This is a genomic window from Natrinema sp. CRL1, from assembly GCF_059162405.1.
Window position 1 is genome coordinate 155,223 of record NZ_JBLVOY010000004.1, and the last position, 13,288, is coordinate 168,510.

The 13,288-nt window shown below is 65.2% G+C and carries 15 protein-coding genes; 9 read left to right on the top strand and 6 right to left on the bottom strand.

The annotated features are described in order from the left end of the window. Positions 1-119 precede the first annotated feature (119 nt). Entirely contained in the window at positions 120-485 is a 366-nt protein-coding gene (locus ACJYUO_RS14920) for a group I truncated hemoglobin (protein ID WP_494346142.1), read from the bottom strand. Between the two features lie 182 nt (positions 486-667). Here ACJYUO_RS14920 and hemC point away from each other — a divergent pair, with 182 nt between their 5' ends. The 4 genes from hemC (at position 668) to recJ (ending at position 4,992) form a co-directional block, all read left to right on the top strand. Then, positions 668-1,810, top strand: a complete 1,143-nt coding sequence (gene hemC / locus ACJYUO_RS14925; RefSeq protein WP_494346143.1) for a hydroxymethylbilane synthase — start codon at positions 668-670, stop codon at positions 1,808-1,810. Positions 1,811-1,824: 14 nt separating this feature from the next. Continuing rightward, positions 1,825-2,622 carry a uroporphyrinogen-III C-methyltransferase gene (gene cobA / locus ACJYUO_RS14930; protein WP_494346144.1) on the top strand — a complete coding sequence of 266 codons (798 nt, stop codon included), beginning with the start codon at positions 1,825-1,827 and terminating at the stop codon, positions 2,620-2,622. 2 nt (positions 2,623-2,624) lie between these two features. Next, positions 2,625-3,368 (top strand): uroporphyrinogen-III synthase, encoded by a 744-nt coding sequence (locus ACJYUO_RS14935; RefSeq protein ID WP_494346145.1) that lies wholly within the window; start codon positions 2,625-2,627, stop codon positions 3,366-3,368. A gap of 91 nt (positions 3,369-3,459) precedes the next feature. Next, positions 3,460-4,992 carry a RecJ family nuclease gene (recJ, locus tag ACJYUO_RS14940; protein ID WP_494346146.1) on the top strand — a complete coding sequence of 511 codons (1,533 nt, stop codon included), beginning with the start codon at positions 3,460-3,462 and terminating at the stop codon, positions 4,990-4,992. Between the two features lie 33 nt (positions 4,993-5,025). Here the strand turns inward: recJ and ACJYUO_RS14945 are convergent, their stop codons facing one another. Then, positions 5,026-5,781, bottom strand: a complete 756-nt coding sequence (locus ACJYUO_RS14945) for a PHP-associated domain-containing protein (protein WP_494346147.1) — start codon at positions 5,779-5,781, stop codon at positions 5,026-5,028. A 1,087-nt stretch (positions 5,782-6,868) separates the two neighbouring features. Between ACJYUO_RS14945 and ACJYUO_RS14950 the strand changes: the two genes are divergently transcribed. Continuing rightward, complete coding sequence (locus tag ACJYUO_RS14950; RefSeq protein ID WP_494346148.1) at positions 6,869-7,801, top strand: DUF7551 domain-containing protein; 933 nt, start codon at positions 6,869-6,871, stop codon at positions 7,799-7,801. Beyond that, complete coding sequence (locus ACJYUO_RS14955) at positions 7,798-8,598, top strand: DUF7260 family protein (RefSeq protein ID WP_494346149.1); 801 nt, start codon at positions 7,798-7,800, stop codon at positions 8,596-8,598. Before ACJYUO_RS14950 ends, ACJYUO_RS14955 begins: the two co-directional genes overlap by 4 nt. Positions 8,599-8,642: 44 nt before the next feature. Here ACJYUO_RS14955 and ACJYUO_RS14960 read toward each other — a convergent pair whose 3' ends face one another. Further along, positions 8,643-9,032, bottom strand: a complete 390-nt coding sequence (locus ACJYUO_RS14960; RefSeq protein WP_494346150.1) for a hypothetical protein — start codon at positions 9,030-9,032, stop codon at positions 8,643-8,645. A 216-nt stretch (positions 9,033-9,248) separates the two neighbouring features. Between ACJYUO_RS14960 and ACJYUO_RS14965 the strand changes: the two genes are divergently transcribed. Continuing rightward, positions 9,249-9,620 (top strand): DUF5783 family protein, encoded by a 372-nt coding sequence (locus ACJYUO_RS14965; protein ID WP_494346151.1) that lies wholly within the window; start codon positions 9,249-9,251, stop codon positions 9,618-9,620. A 90-nt stretch (positions 9,621-9,710) separates the two neighbouring features. After that, the gene (locus tag ACJYUO_RS14970) at positions 9,711-10,076 is read left to right on the top strand and encodes a NifU family protein (protein WP_006432108.1); all 366 of its coding nucleotides are present in this window, start codon (positions 9,711-9,713) and stop codon (positions 10,074-10,076) included. A gap of 113 nt (positions 10,077-10,189) precedes the next feature. On the opposite strand, the gene ACJYUO_RS14975 is transcribed toward ACJYUO_RS14970, so the two are convergent. The 3 genes from ACJYUO_RS14975 to ACJYUO_RS14985 all read right to left on the bottom strand — a co-directional run bounded on the left by ACJYUO_RS14975 (position 10,190) and on the right by ACJYUO_RS14985 (position 11,887). Beyond that, positions 10,190-11,098: a ketopantoate reductase family protein gene (locus tag ACJYUO_RS14975; RefSeq protein ID WP_494346152.1), complete on the bottom strand. Its 909-nt coding sequence runs from the start codon at positions 11,096-11,098 to the stop codon at positions 10,190-10,192. 54 nt (positions 11,099-11,152) lie between these two features. Beyond that, a complete protein-coding gene (locus tag ACJYUO_RS14980) occupies positions 11,153-11,446 on the bottom strand; it encodes a DUF7130 family rubredoxin-like protein (protein ID WP_494346153.1) in 294 nt (97 codons plus the stop codon). Between the two features lie 102 nt (positions 11,447-11,548). Beyond that, positions 11,549-11,887, bottom strand: a complete 339-nt coding sequence (locus tag ACJYUO_RS14985; protein WP_494346154.1) for a DUF7130 family rubredoxin-like protein — start codon at positions 11,885-11,887, stop codon at positions 11,549-11,551. A 460-nt stretch (positions 11,888-12,347) separates the two neighbouring features. Between ACJYUO_RS14985 and ACJYUO_RS14990 the strand changes: the two genes are divergently transcribed. Continuing rightward, a complete protein-coding gene (locus ACJYUO_RS14990) occupies positions 12,348-13,259 on the top strand; it encodes an alpha/beta fold hydrolase (RefSeq protein WP_494346155.1) in 912 nt (303 codons plus the stop codon). Positions 13,260-13,288 lie beyond the last annotated feature (29 nt).

Sequence of the window (13,288 nt, forward strand, 5' to 3'; positions counted from 1 at the left end):
AGTTAGGGGCAGGACGTTCGTAGTCGTCTCGTCAGTACGGTCTCGACCGGAAAACTGCTGTCTCGCTCGGTACCAAGCACTGTCGTGTCCCATTCGATCGGCCGGCGCGATCGGGCGATTCAGTCGGCCGCGGTGACGATATCGCCCTGATAGCTCGCGATCTCCTCGAGGACGGCCTCGCGGTCGTCCTCGCCGACATCGAACGCTACGAGCGCCTCGTCGAGGTGGGTCGCGATCGCCTGGAAATCCGAGGGAGTGATGCCCATGTCAGCGTGGACGGTCTCCATCTCCTCGCCGGAGTACTCGACCGGGCCGCCGGTGACCGAACTGATGAATTGTGCCTGATGGGCGCGCTGTTTTTGCATGTCGACGTCGTCGAAGTAGCCTGCGACCTGTTCGTCCGCCATGACGCGGTCGTAGAACTCGTCGACGACGGCCGCGATCGCATCTTCGCCACCGAGTCGTTCGTAGAGGGTTCCGCTCATCGGGCGTGTGTACTAAACTGAGACGGATAAAGATCGGGACGAACCGATTCGGCTACGACCGGCCGTTTATCCGTCGCGCAGACGACGCGCCCGAGTCGGGCGACTCGCGTGCCACGAGGGCAGCTCCCACTCGCCGTCGGACAAGCGTGCGCTTTTCATACTCGAGGCTCCGACTGCTGTCTATGAGAACGCGCGGGACGCTGCGATTGGCGACGAGGGGGTCCGCACTCGCCCGGCGACAGGCCGCCCTGGTACAGGAGGCCTTGGAGGAACGGCGGTACGAGGTCGAACTCGTCACCGTGGAGACGACAGGGGACCAGATCCGGGACGAACTGATTCACCGGCTCGGGAAAACAGGTGCGTTCGTCCGCGAACTCGACGAGCGCGTCCTCGAGGGCGACCTCGACGGCGCGATTCACTCGATGAAGGACATGCCAACCGAACAGCCCGAGGAACTCGTGACTGCCGGGGTGCCAGAGCGAGGACGGCCGGGGGACGTCCTCATCACGCCCGATGGGGCGACGCTCTCGGAGCTGCCCGACGGCGCGACCGTCGGCACCTCGAGTCTGCGGCGACGCGCCCAACTGCTTTCCGAACGGGATGATCTCGCAGTCGAGCCGCTGCGCGGGAACGTCGATACGCGCATCGAAAAACTGCTCGCACCCGCGCTACAGGCAGAGCACCAGAAGCGGACGGAAGCCGATAAAGAGCGGAAAGGAAATACTGGAAACGAGGACTTCGAACCCGAGTACGACCAGACCACCGACGAGTGGTTCGACGACCGCTCGGAACTCGAGAAGAACGCGCTCGGCCGCGAGGTCGAAACGGAGTACGACGCCATCGTCCTCGCACAGGCGGGCCTCGAGCGCAGCGGGCTCGCCCACTACGTCGAGTATCAGGAACTCCCGACGGAGACGTTCGTCCCCGCGCCGGGACAGGGGGCGCTCGCGGTGACCGCCCGAGACGGCGAGACGGCCCGCGACATCCAGACCGCCATCGACCACCCGCGAAGTCGCGTCGAGACCACCGTCGAACGGACGGTGCTGGCGGAACTCGGCGGCGGCTGTATCGCTCCGGTCGGCATCTACGCGATCTTGCAGGGAGAGCATGTCCACACGACCGTCAGCGTCTTCGACCGCGACGGCGAGGAGTCGGTGACCGGCAGCCGGGACCTGCCCGTCGAGACCCACGCGGAGGCCGCCCGCGAGTTCGCGAGCGATCTCGCGGACCGCGGCGCGGCGGACCTGATCGCGGCGGCACGGGAGGACGCCGATGGCGACGGCGACGAGGGCGTCTCCGAGGAAAATAAGCCCGAGGGGAAGTAGCTAGCGAGTACCGAATGTCAGGAGACACTATCGACGCGGAGCCCGGAACCGTCTACCTCGTCGGCAGCGGCCCCGGCGACCCCGATCTGCTGACCGTGAAGGCAAAGCGCCTACTCGAGGCCGCAGACGTCGTCCTCCACGACAAACTTCCCGGTCCGGAGATCATCGAGACCCTCCCCGAGGACCGCCGCGAAGATGTCGGCAAGCGTGCCGGCGGCGAGCGCACGCCCCAGTCCGAGATCAACGCGCGACTGGTCGAACTCGCCCGCGAGGGCAAGTCCGTCGTCCGGCTCAAGGGCGGCGACTCCTTCGTCTTCGGCCGCGGCGGCGAGGAAGCGGAGTATCTGGCGGCCCGCGAGGTCCCCTTCGAGGTCGTCCCCGCCGTCACCTCGGCGATCGCCGCGCCAGCGGTGGCCGGCATCCCGGTGACACACCGCGATCACGCCTCCTCAGTCTCCTTCGTCACGGGCCACGAGGATCCCACCAAAGAAGAGTCCGCAGTCGACTGGGACGCGCTGGCCGCGACCGGCGGCACCATCGTCGTCCTGATGGGCGTCGGCCGCCTGCCGGATTATACGACCGCACTGCGTGAAGCCGGCATGGCTCCCGAAACGCCGGTCGCGCTCGTCGAGCGTGGCACCTGGCCCGGCCAGCAAGTCGCGACGGGCACCCTCGAGACTATCGTCGACGCCCGCGACGAGGCGGGGATCTCCCCGCCCGCAGTGACCGTGATCGGCGACGTGGCGGGGACCCGCGAGTCAGTGGTCGACTTTCTGCAAAACGACTACGGCGCGGCCGAGGACGAGGAGTAACCATGAGTACCACGCCCACCGTCGCCGTCTTCCGCCCCGACGACGACCGCCTCGAGCGAGCCCGCGAGTTGCTCGCAGACCTTGGTGCCGAGCCGGTGCCGGATCCGATGCTCGCGGTCGAGGCGACCGACGCGACGCCCCGGACCGACGCCGACTACGTCGTCTTCACGAGCAAGACCGGGGCCGAACTCGTCTCCGCGGCGGGCTGGGAACCGCACGGCGAGACCGTCTGTGCGATCGGCCCCGCGACGGCCGACGCGCTCCGCGAGGAGGGGTACGCGGTCGATCTCGTTCCCGAGGAGTTCACCTCGAGCGGTCTCGTCGCGGCGCTCCGAGGAGAAGTAGAGGGCGGGCGCGTCGAAGTCGCCCGCAGCGACCACGGCAGTCCGGTCTTGCTCGAGGGACTCGAGGACGCCGGCGCGTACGTCCACGAGACGATCCTCTACCGGTTGGTCCGCCCGAAAGGAAGCGGCGAGTCGGCGCAACTGGCCGCCGCCGGCGACCTCGACGCGGCCTGTTTCACCTCGTCGCTGACCGTCGAGCACTTCCTCGAGGCCGCCGCCGAGCGAGGGATTCGCGACGACGCCCTCGCGGGACTCGCGGACGCGACCGTCGGCGTCATCGGCGAGCCGACGGCCGAAACGGCGGCGGAACAGGGGATCGACATCGACGTAGTGCCCGAGGAAGCGACCTTCGAGGCGCTCGCACGAGAGACGATGGCGGCGACGCCGGTTCCGGAGGAGTAACGACCGCGTTTTCGCGTCGCTTTGCCCGTCGCTCGAGCGACGCAGCGACCGATCCGCGGGTTTATGAGCGAAGCCGCCCCACTGTTCCCCGATGGCAGGGCCGGTTCCCGAACTCGAAGATCGCGCGGTAGCGTGTGCAAAGCGGCTGTGTGCAGCCGATCGCGTGTTGCTCGCTTCGCACATCGACGCCGACGGACTCACCAGCGCCGCGATCGCCGCGCAGGCCCTCGAGCGGGCAGGAATTCCGTTCGAGACGGTCTTCGAGAAGCAACTCGACGAGGACGCGGTGGCCGCGATCGCGGCGACCGACTACGACACTGTGCTCTTTACCGACTTCGGGAGCGGCCAGCTCGGTATCATCGGCGACCACGAGGACGCGGGCGATTTCACGCCCGTCATCGCGGACCACCACCAGCCCGCCGACCGTGAGACGGAATTCCACCTCAACCCGCTGCTGTTCGGGATCAACGGGGCCTCGGAGCTTTCCGGAGCCGGGGCGAGTTACGTCCTCGCGCGGGCGCTTGCGGAAGTGTCCGATCCGGATTCCTCAGTCGCAGCGGACGGTGGTGAGCCGAGTCAAACGAGGCGAACCACGTCGGAGCTTCGCTCTGACGGTGGAACTGTCACCGCGTCGGGAGCCGCGAACGCTCGCGCTGACAACCGCGACCTCGCCGCCCTCGCAGTCGTCGGCGCGGTCGGCGACATGCAGGCGTCCGGCGGCGAACTCCACGGCGCGAACGCGGGCATCGTCGAGGAGGGCGTCGACGCCGGCGTCCTCGAGACGGGCAAGGACCTCGCACTCTACGGCAAACAGACCCGGCCGCTCCCGAAACTGCTCGAGTACGCGACCGACGTCCACATCCCGGGGATCTCGAACGACGAGAACGGCGCACTGCGATTCCTCGACGGGCTCGATCTCGAGTTGAAACGCGACGGGGAGTGGCGGCGCTGGGCCGGACTGACGAACGGCGAGAAACAGACCGTCGCCAGCGCGCTCGTCCGCCGGGCCGTCTCGAGCGGCGTCCCCGCGACGAAGATCGACCAACTCGTGAGTACGGCCTACGTGTTGAGCGAAGAACCCGTCGGCACCGAACTCCGGGACGCAAGCGAGTTCTCGACGCTGCTGAACGCGACGGCACGGTACGAGCGGGCCGACGTGGGGCTTGGTGTCTGTCTCGGCGACCGAGACGGCGCGCTCGAGCGGGCGCGACAACTCCTGTGCGAACACCGGCGGAACCTCTCGAACGGGATCGACCTCGTCACCCGCGAGGGGACGACCCAAGAAGACCACGTCCAGTGGTTCCACGCGGGCGACGAGATCCGCGAGACCATCGTCGGCATCGTCGCGGGGATGGCGATGGGCAATCAGGGAATCAGCCGCTCGAAGCCGATCATCGCCTTTGCGAAAAAGAACGACGAGGAGACCAAGGTCTCTTCGCGGGGCACCCACTCGCTCGTCCGGCAGGGACTCGACCTCTCGGCCGTGATGGGGAAAGCCTCCCGGGCCGTCGGCGGCGACGGCGGCGGCCACGACGTCGCAGCCGGGGCAACAGTTCCGAACGGCGAGGAAGAAGCGTTCGTCGAGCGCGCCGACGAAATCGTCGGCGAGCAACTCTCGTCATAACGGAACTCGATGAGTCGTCGGCTCGAGAACTGGTTACGTTGACCGATCCATCGAGGCCGGCACCGTCGGCAGCAGCGGCGCGCGCGAGGTGAACATGTACGCCGTCTTCCGGACCGCGCCTTTGCTGTACTGAACCGCGCTCTTGCGGATCGGCGTGCGCTTGCCGTGGATCTGGGTCCGACCCTCGAGGATCGCATCGACGAGGTCGTCGCCGTCGATATCGGCCTTGGTCGGGTTCGCCGTATCGGGAGTGACGAGAACCTCGGTGAAGGCTTGGCCCACGTTCGGCAGATAGTGGGCGTCGCTGGCCCCGATCTGGGGATAATCGCGACGCGCCGCGAACGTGCGAGCGCGCCGGTTTCGATAGCCGGTAAAGACCATGGAATTGTAGGTCTCGATGGCGTCGGCGTCGTCGATATGGCGTTTCCGGACGCCGTGGCGGCTTCGTTGGAAAGGGTGGGGAACGATCGCGATGCCGCCGAGTTCGCGGACGGTTTCGACGGTGTCCATGAACGGCCGGCCGGGTTCGGGGCGCGTTTCGACCCCGATCGCCAGCAGGTGCCCCTGTTGGGTCGACACCTCGACACCGGGGATGCCGATCAACCCGTATTCCGGCGCGAGGTCGGCAGCGCGGAGCGATTCGTCGATCTCGTCGTGGTCGGTGATAATGACGCCGTCGAGTCCGATGTCGGCGGCGTGCTCGAGGATGAGTTCGATCGGTTCGTGTCCGTCGTAGGAGTCGTCGGAGTGGACGTGAAAGTCGATCGCGAACGGAATCTGAGTGGTCATGGGGATGCCAGGTATCAGGTGCGGCGGAAGTCGCTACCACCAATAGCTTGTTGTCGCGCATAAACGCTGTGCTGCTGACCGGCAATAACGTGCGGCCCGAAGTTCAATATATCATTATATGGTTCATGCCTGTCTCGGCCGCTCGTGAGAACCCGAAGCAGAACGCGCCACACGGCGAGACACCGGAACGAAGAAACGCTCGATCGATCCGCCGTCGGAACGACGCGGGAGCACTGCTGACGTGGTCGCGGCCGGCGACCAGTAGTCGATCGTGAGTTGGTAACGGTGTCTCCGCTCTCGAGTCCGGAAGTGAACGCGGTCCAAACCGCCATCGAAATCAAATTCTGCCCCAGAGACGGGGTTGCCCCTGGCAGGCTGATACTCCCTGTGCGTCCCGGCTTCGATGACCACAGGAAAAACGGACGGCTCGAGCAGCGGACAGAGGGGCGAGCGCAGTGAGCGAAGCAGGTCGAAACCCCGCTGATCTCGATGAGTGTCGTCGTCAGTTCGACGGCTCGTGGCTGGAATAGTATCGGCACCGCACCAGAAACTCGTTTCCCGACGACCGCGTCGACTACCCGGCGTTCGAGGACCGGCTCGCGGTTCCGCGAGATTCCAGTGACACGATGACCTCGCTCGAGCGGGTCGGCAAGAATTCGACAGCTAAGTCACAGTTGTACCAACCGCGAGACGACATGGTCGCCTTCGGGCAGGACCAGTACGTTCGCAAGCGGTTACGACACCGAATTATGCCAGTCTTTGCTCAAGTGAAAACCAGAAATCGGAGTCTGATCGCAGTTTACGACCCGAATCTGGGGGACGAGGTAGTTGCGGCCGAATCGACGCACACCAGGAGATGAATCATATATCGATATACCAAACCCCTATTCACGGAGAATTATAGGCTGCCATGGCGAATTGTTAGGGCAGCCTAAAGTTCGATGGACTTATCATGCTTTAGGTTGGCCTAAATAATAACCGCTCCGTCGGCGAGTACGCGGAACGAACCGCTCGAGGGGAGTCCTACGCCATCCCATCGAGGGCAGACCGCGCGGACCTGCGACGGAGGAACGGACTGGAGGAACCCATGGTCGGAACCACACTCAGAGAGATTCGCCATCACATCGAACGGCTGGCCAGCGACGACGGGTCGTATTACGTCGTCTGCGCTCGCTCCGGCGAACGGCCCGTCCCGGTCGCCGGCAAGCGATTTTCGACCCGCACCGACGCGGCCGACGCCGCACAGGCCACCGAACAGTACCGCGCCGCGCTCAGACGGTACGATCCGCAGTTGCCCTACTACGATCCGGTCGCCTGTCAGGAGCGCCCAGTTGGCGCAGCCGAAACTGCAGAGGAGAAAAGAGACGACGGCCGCCACACTGGCGCTCGAGCAGGACCGAAACCCCAAGCGCAGTCGTCGAACGACGGAATGCACCAGGGCAGAGAGGACCCGATGATCAGTTTCTGCCACGACGTCTCGGGGGCCGTCTTCGAGTCGCTCTCGGCACGGGAACACGAGGACGCCGAGCGGGCGATCATGGAGACGTATATGGCCGCGGCCGAAGCGACGACCGACCGGAATACGCTCTGTCTGGTCCTCCTCGAGGCGATGGCGTCGGAACTCGAGGCTCATTTGAGTGCGACCGAGCGGACCGAGGTACTGCAAGCGGCAGCGGCGAACCTCTCGCCGGTCGAGCCGGCGGACGATCCGGTCGACGAGAGCCTCGCGTTTCTCGATTCGCTGTCGTTAGTTCGAGAGTACGGTGTCACGCACGATTCGGTCGACGCGACCGATGACGTCTGGACCGTCTCCCTTCGGGGGTACGCCATCGAGTGTGGCGAACGGCGGTTTCCGACGCTCCCAATCGGGATCGATATCCTCCGCCGGTCGGCGGCGTCGGCCGCGGCGCTCGGCGTGACCGATGTCACCGCGCTCGGCGACGGCGACTGGCAGTTCGTCCTGACGAGCGACGCGGAGGCAACCGGCGGACTCGTCTGTACGCGGGAGGCAGAGCAATGACCGGGTCGACGGCGGCCCACCGGGCGCTCGAGCACCTCGAGGTGGAGGAAGACGCCGTTGCAGAGCGCGGAAAAGCCTTCGAGGCCTTCGCGGAGCGCGTGCGTGCGGTGCCGGCGAAGACCCCCGCGTCGGCGGGGATCCAACGGGCGACCGCGGCGACACCGGTGGCGACGGCGAGCGTACAGGGATCGACCCCTGAAGTGTCCGGCGACCGCTGTGTCACCGTCCGAGAGGCGTTCGCCGAAACGGTCCGGCCACACAGCACCGCCGACCTCGAGGACGAGGAATCGCTCGCCGAGACGATCGCAGCGGAGTTGACCGAAGACATCGCCGTCGCGCTCGCGACCGAAACCGGGTGGACGCCGCCGCTCAAGCGGGCCGTTCTCGCGGAGATCGAGGACAGACAACGAGAGGTGACGGCGCTCGAAGACACCCTGCAGAACGAACGGGACACGCTCGAGGCGGCGATCGACGAAATCGACGAGATCGTCGCGTGGCTGCAGTCGACGGCCGACGAGTCACTCTTACAGTGTGACTTCGAGACGCTGCGGGCGAAACACGAGCGGCTCGCAACCTATCGGGACCGACTCGAGGCACGGACCGAAGCGCGGCAAGCACAGTTTACCGGGTCGACGAATCGCTACGGGCCGGGCGGAGCCCGGTATCGGACGGTGGTAGCATCGCTTTACTCGGCGTGTTCGGTCCGCTATCCGATCCTCTCGAGTGCGACGCGGCTGTATGGGATCTGTGGAGACTGTCAGGAAACGGTTCGAGCGCACCTGGCACGGCGCGTGTGACGCGATTCGGTGTGAACGGGATATCGAGAATCGAGACGGGGTAGCTATTTCGGCCGGGACAGGCTGTTTGGAACGAAATCGGAGAGGGAGACAGTATCGAGCACTTCGCTGACCTCGATCGCGTCGTCGGCACCGGAGACGGTATCGTGAATGCGGTGCATACACTCGAGCAAGCCGTCGACGGCGGCCCGCTGGGTCGAGACGCGGCCGATCGATTCAGTGATCGTTCGGTCCGCAAGGAAGTACCGGTAGCGAAGCTCCCAGCACCGGCAGATACCCAGTCCCGGATGAGAGCGGTCGGCGATGGTCGTCTCCGCGATCAGTTCGATCGGCGGGCGGCTGTGACGGTAGGTGAACCGATCGGTTCGGAGTTCGGCGAGTCCCCATCTCGGCGGTAACGCCTCGCGCGGAATGGGGTCCTGATCAGCAGCCATGGCGTCGGTTTCGCCCAGAGCGTGAGTGTCCGTTCCGCTTGCAAACGCACGCTCCTATATAGGCATCCCCTACAGCATCAGCGGCGTGTCATGTTTCCGCGCTTCGAATCGGTTTCGACCGCAATACGATCCTAACAGCAGTTTGCCGGTCCGAACGAATCCCCGCCGTGCGGGGGCAATCGTCCGACTTTTAGTGTCGCTGCCGTTGGACTACGTATGGCCGACTTCGATCCCGAACAGTTCGAGGACAAGTACGCCAACTACTTCCCCGAACTGCAGCAGGCGTACAAGAACGCGTTCAACCGCATGAACGACCGCTACGACTCCGAACTCGTCCACGCGATCGACCAACAAGTCCTCAACGAGAGCGAACCGTTCTACGAGGGGAGCGCGGAGCAAAGCTCCGCGGACGATTCGAGCGGGCAGAGCCCGCGAGAACACGACGGCGAGTTCCGCATCGAGCTCCCCGACGATCCCTACGGCCGCCTCGACGGCGTCCTCGTCGAGGAAGACCGGTTCGAAACGGTACTCGAGACCTACATCGAAGAGATCGAGACCGAACTGCAGCGTGTCTTCGGGTTTCAGTAATCCGGACTCCGGCCGTCCGCGCATCGCGGCCGCCGGCAGCCGAACATGGAGGACGGAAGGTTTAGGGGGGCTGATACCCAATGGATTTCTATGAGCACCGAGACCCAGAACGACGGGGACGACCTCGAGGACCGCGTGACGAACTTCCTGCGACGGAACTTCCCGCAGATTCAGATGCACGGCGGCAGCGCGGCGATTCAGGACATCGATCGCGAGACCGGTGAAGTCAGCATCGCCCTCGGTGGCGCGTGCAGCGGTTGCGGTATCTCGCCGATGACGATTCAGGCGATCAAGAGCCGCATGGTCAAAGAGATTCCCGAAGTCGAGAAGGTCAACGCCTCCACCGGTATGGACGGCGGCGAAGAGGAGATGGGCGGCATGAGTCCCTCCTTCCCCGGCGAGACCGTCGACGACGACGGCGGCGAAGCCGACGAAGGTCCGGAAGCACCGTTCTAACGCCTCGTCCGCGCGGTTCCGAACCGACGTTTTTGCTATTTCACCAGCGTAGCGCCGCTACTATTAGAGAGTAGCTGGTCGATACGATTGAACCAACAGGAGACAGCGACTGCTCACCGCACGTTGCGACCGCGTTCCCACGTCCGAACCAGCGCCGTAAGCGTCCGATTCGTCGGCACCTCGAGACCGTGAGCGACCGCACGATCGACCACGTACCCGTTGATCGCGTCGATTTCGGTGCGACGATCGGCCAGTACGTCTTGGCGCATCGAGGACGTGTTGGTGGCCGTCGCCTCGGCGACTTCCTTCAGCGCGGCCAGCGCGTCGCGATCGGAGAGGGAGATGTCGCAGGCGCGGGCGACGCGTGCCGCCTCGCGAGCGGCGCTGCGCGCGAGGTCGGCGGCCGACTCCGCGAGTACGGCTCCGTTTTCCGTCGCAGTCAGGGCCGTCACCGGGTTGATCCCCGCGTTGACCGCGAGTTTCTCCCACAGGCGGCGGGGCATGTCGTCGGCGACGACCGTCTCGAGGCCGGCGACGACAAATCCCTCACCGATCCGATCCGCGATAGTCGAGGGGCCGCCGTCGCGAGCGCCCAGCACGACCTCACCGACGCCGGTACAGTCGACGACGCCCGGTTCCCGCAGGACCGCACCGTAGGTCGCCGTGCCGGCGAGAACTGGGGCCTCGAGCCGCGCTGCGAGCGTTGCTTCGTTTCCCATCCCGTTCTGGAGCGAGCAGACGGCGTCGAACGAGCCCGTCGCGAGCGCGTCCGCCGCCGCGGCGGTATCGAACGATTTGACCGCGACGATCGCGAGGTCCGCCTCGAGACCCGTTCCGTCGGTCGTCGCCCCCGGAAACACACGATCGGGATGGCTGTCTCCGACCCCCTCGAGGCGCAGTCCCGACTCGCGAACGGCGTCGGCGTGGGCCCCTCGAGCGACGAGGGTGACCGCGTGTTCGCGAGCGAGCAGTCCGCCGACGAGACTACCGAGACTCCCCGCACCGAACACGACGATGTCCATGGCTCGAGGTGGCACGAGCGGGTAAAAACGGTTGTCGTCTGAACCGGGCGGCGCTTAGTCCTCGGTCCAGTAGTACAAATCCTCGCGGTCGGCACCGCAGGACGGACACTCGTCGGGCACGTCCCGATCCAGCCGGCCTAACTCGCCGCATTCCCAGCAGCGCCACATGAGTTCCGCCTCCCCGAATTGCTGTCCCGAACGGACGTGTTCGACGCTCATTCCTTCGATTCCGTCTCGAAGCGTGATATAGAGTCCGTTCTCGTCGATCCCCCGAACGCGGCCGACCACCGTCCCGTCTTCGGTGTACAGTGTCGTCCCGAATCCCAATTGTCGCTGCTCTTGGCCCATGTGAGTAACCCGCACGAACCTACGCAATGGTGAGTGATAAATCCTATTACGGTATACAGAATTGGGGAGCGGTACACTGGTATCGATCGACGCTGGCGCGAGTCAGTCTTCGGTCCAGTACATCAGATCCTCACGTTCGGTGCCGCAGTTCGGACACTCGTCGGGGAGCCCTCCCTCGATATTGCCCATCTCGCCACACTCCATGCAGCGCCACATGAGTTCCGCCTCGCCGAACGACTGCCCCGAGCGGGCGTGCTCGACGCTCATCGCTTCGGCACCCTCGCGGGTGGTGGCGAAGAACCCGCTCTGCTCGAACCCGCGAATGCGCCCGATCTCGTTCCCGTCCTCGTCGTAGACCGTCTGTCCGAAATTGAGGTGTTCTATCGCCTCGATGGCCTCCTCGTCGCCCTCTTTCGCCGGTGTCTCGCCAGTCTCGACCATGGAAACGTCCACGCCGGCAACGCCGATAAAGACACAGCGCGCATTGTGCGAACGGCTGCTCGAGGACTCAAGGAGTGTGATAGGGGGTTCGCGTCAGTAGACTACGGTTGGAACAGTCGTGAGCGGTACGTGTGACGTACAGCCTCAGTTCGAGAACACAGTGGGGCGACAATACATCCCACGGTAATAGAAAACAATATACATCCCTCGGAGAGACACGTGGTATGATAGTTCGTCTCAATATCAGCGCGCTCGACGAGCGTCGGTCGATCGGCGCGTCCTCCCTCGAGTCGTATCGAACGGTGGCGGCGGTCGGGAACGGAAGACCGGGCGTCGGGAGTTCGGGACGATCGAGATCGGAAGCCGTGATCCCGTCGGGGGATTCGGCGATCGCACCCCTCAGACGCAATCCGTGTGCTCATACGGCTGGGGCCCATGCAAACGACGACGTGATTCGATCATGAGCGGGACCGGGATCGCACCCGTCGGCGACTGTCGGATTGCGTATCGGCGCGCGGGGACGAGCGGTCCGCCCGTCGTCCTCTGTCACGGGGCCGGTATCGACGACGCGACCGTCTCGTGGCGACACACTATCGACGCCCTCGCCGACGACTATCGAGTCTACGCCCTCGACTGGCCGGAGTACGGCAACAGCACGGGAGACGTCACACACACCGTCGAGACCTACGTCGACGTCCTCGAGGGGTTCCTCGAGACGCTGCCCTTCGAGCGCGTCTCGCTCGCTGGCATCTCGATGGGCGGCGGCGTCGCGCTCGGCTACGCACTCGAGCACCCCGACCGCGTCGAACGGCTCGCGCTCGTCGACAGCTACGGGCTCGGGGGGCGGCTACCCAGCGCCCTCGCGTGGAAGGCCCTGGCGCGAGTTCCCGGGATGACTGAATTCGGGAAGATCGCCGCCAGTACTACGTCACGAAGCGTTCGCATGGTCCTCGATTCGCTCGTCGCCGACGCCGACGCATTGCCCGACCGCTTCGTCGACGACGCCAGACGGAAGCTGATGGAACCGGGCTCGATACAGGCGTTCAAGGCATTTCAGGACAACGAACTCTCCTTCAGCGGCCGCGTTAGGACGAACTTCGTCGACGACCTCGAGTCACTCACCGTACCGACGCTGCTCGTCCACGGAAAACAGGACCCGCTGGTCCCCGTCGAGTGGTCGATCCGCGCAGCCGAGGAGATTCCGAACGGCGAACTGAACCTGATCGACGACTGCGGCCACTGGACGCCTCGAGAGCAACCCGAGCGGTTCAACGAGAATCTCCGAAACTGGCTGCCCGACCCCCAGGAGTCGCCGACGCCGCAGTACACCAAAGACGGAATGCCCGGCGTGACTCGAGCCAGCGGCGATTAATCGAGTTGTCCGTGGCCGGGAACGCGCGT

Excerpts from the sequence above, each read along its gene's own strand:
- cobA (WP_494346144.1), top strand. The coding sequence starts at position 1,825 with ATGTCAGGAGACACTATCGACGCGGAGCCCGGAACCGTCTACCTCGTC.
- recJ (WP_494346146.1), top strand. The coding sequence starts at position 3,460 with ATGGCAGGGCCGGTTCCCGAACTCGAAGATCGCGCGGTAGCGTGTGCA.
- ACJYUO_RS14980 (WP_494346153.1), bottom strand. The coding sequence starts at position 11,446 with ATGGGCCAAGAGCAGCGACAATTGGGATTCGGGACGACACTGTACACC.
- ACJYUO_RS14960 (WP_494346150.1), bottom strand. The coding sequence starts at position 9,032 with ATGGCTGCTGATCAGGACCCCATTCCGCGCGAGGCGTTACCGCCGAGA.
- ACJYUO_RS14920 (WP_494346142.1), bottom strand. The coding sequence starts at position 485 with ATGAGCGGAACCCTCTACGAACGACTCGGTGGCGAAGATGCGATCGCG.
- ACJYUO_RS14990 (WP_494346155.1), top strand. The coding sequence starts at position 12,348 with ATGAGCGGGACCGGGATCGCACCCGTCGGCGACTGTCGGATTGCGTAT.
- ACJYUO_RS14935 (WP_494346145.1), top strand. The coding sequence starts at position 2,625 with ATGAGTACCACGCCCACCGTCGCCGTCTTCCGCCCCGACGACGACCGC.
- ACJYUO_RS14955 (WP_494346149.1), top strand. The coding sequence starts at position 7,798 with ATGACCGGGTCGACGGCGGCCCACCGGGCGCTCGAGCACCTCGAGGTG.
- ACJYUO_RS14975 (WP_494346152.1), bottom strand. The coding sequence starts at position 11,098 with ATGGACATCGTCGTGTTCGGTGCGGGGAGTCTCGGTAGTCTCGTCGGC.
- ACJYUO_RS14950 (WP_494346148.1), top strand. The coding sequence starts at position 6,869 with ATGGTCGGAACCACACTCAGAGAGATTCGCCATCACATCGAACGGCTG.
- ACJYUO_RS14985 (WP_494346154.1), bottom strand. The coding sequence starts at position 11,887 with ATGGTCGAGACTGGCGAGACACCGGCGAAAGAGGGCGACGAGGAGGCC.
- ACJYUO_RS14945 (WP_494346147.1), bottom strand. The coding sequence starts at position 5,781 with ATGACCACTCAGATTCCGTTCGCGATCGACTTTCACGTCCACTCCGAC.
- hemC (WP_494346143.1), top strand. The coding sequence starts at position 668 with ATGAGAACGCGCGGGACGCTGCGATTGGCGACGAGGGGGTCCGCACTC.
- ACJYUO_RS14970 (WP_006432108.1), top strand. The coding sequence starts at position 9,711 with ATGAGCACCGAGACCCAGAACGACGGGGACGACCTCGAGGACCGCGTG.
- ACJYUO_RS14965 (WP_494346151.1), top strand. The coding sequence starts at position 9,249 with ATGGCCGACTTCGATCCCGAACAGTTCGAGGACAAGTACGCCAACTAC.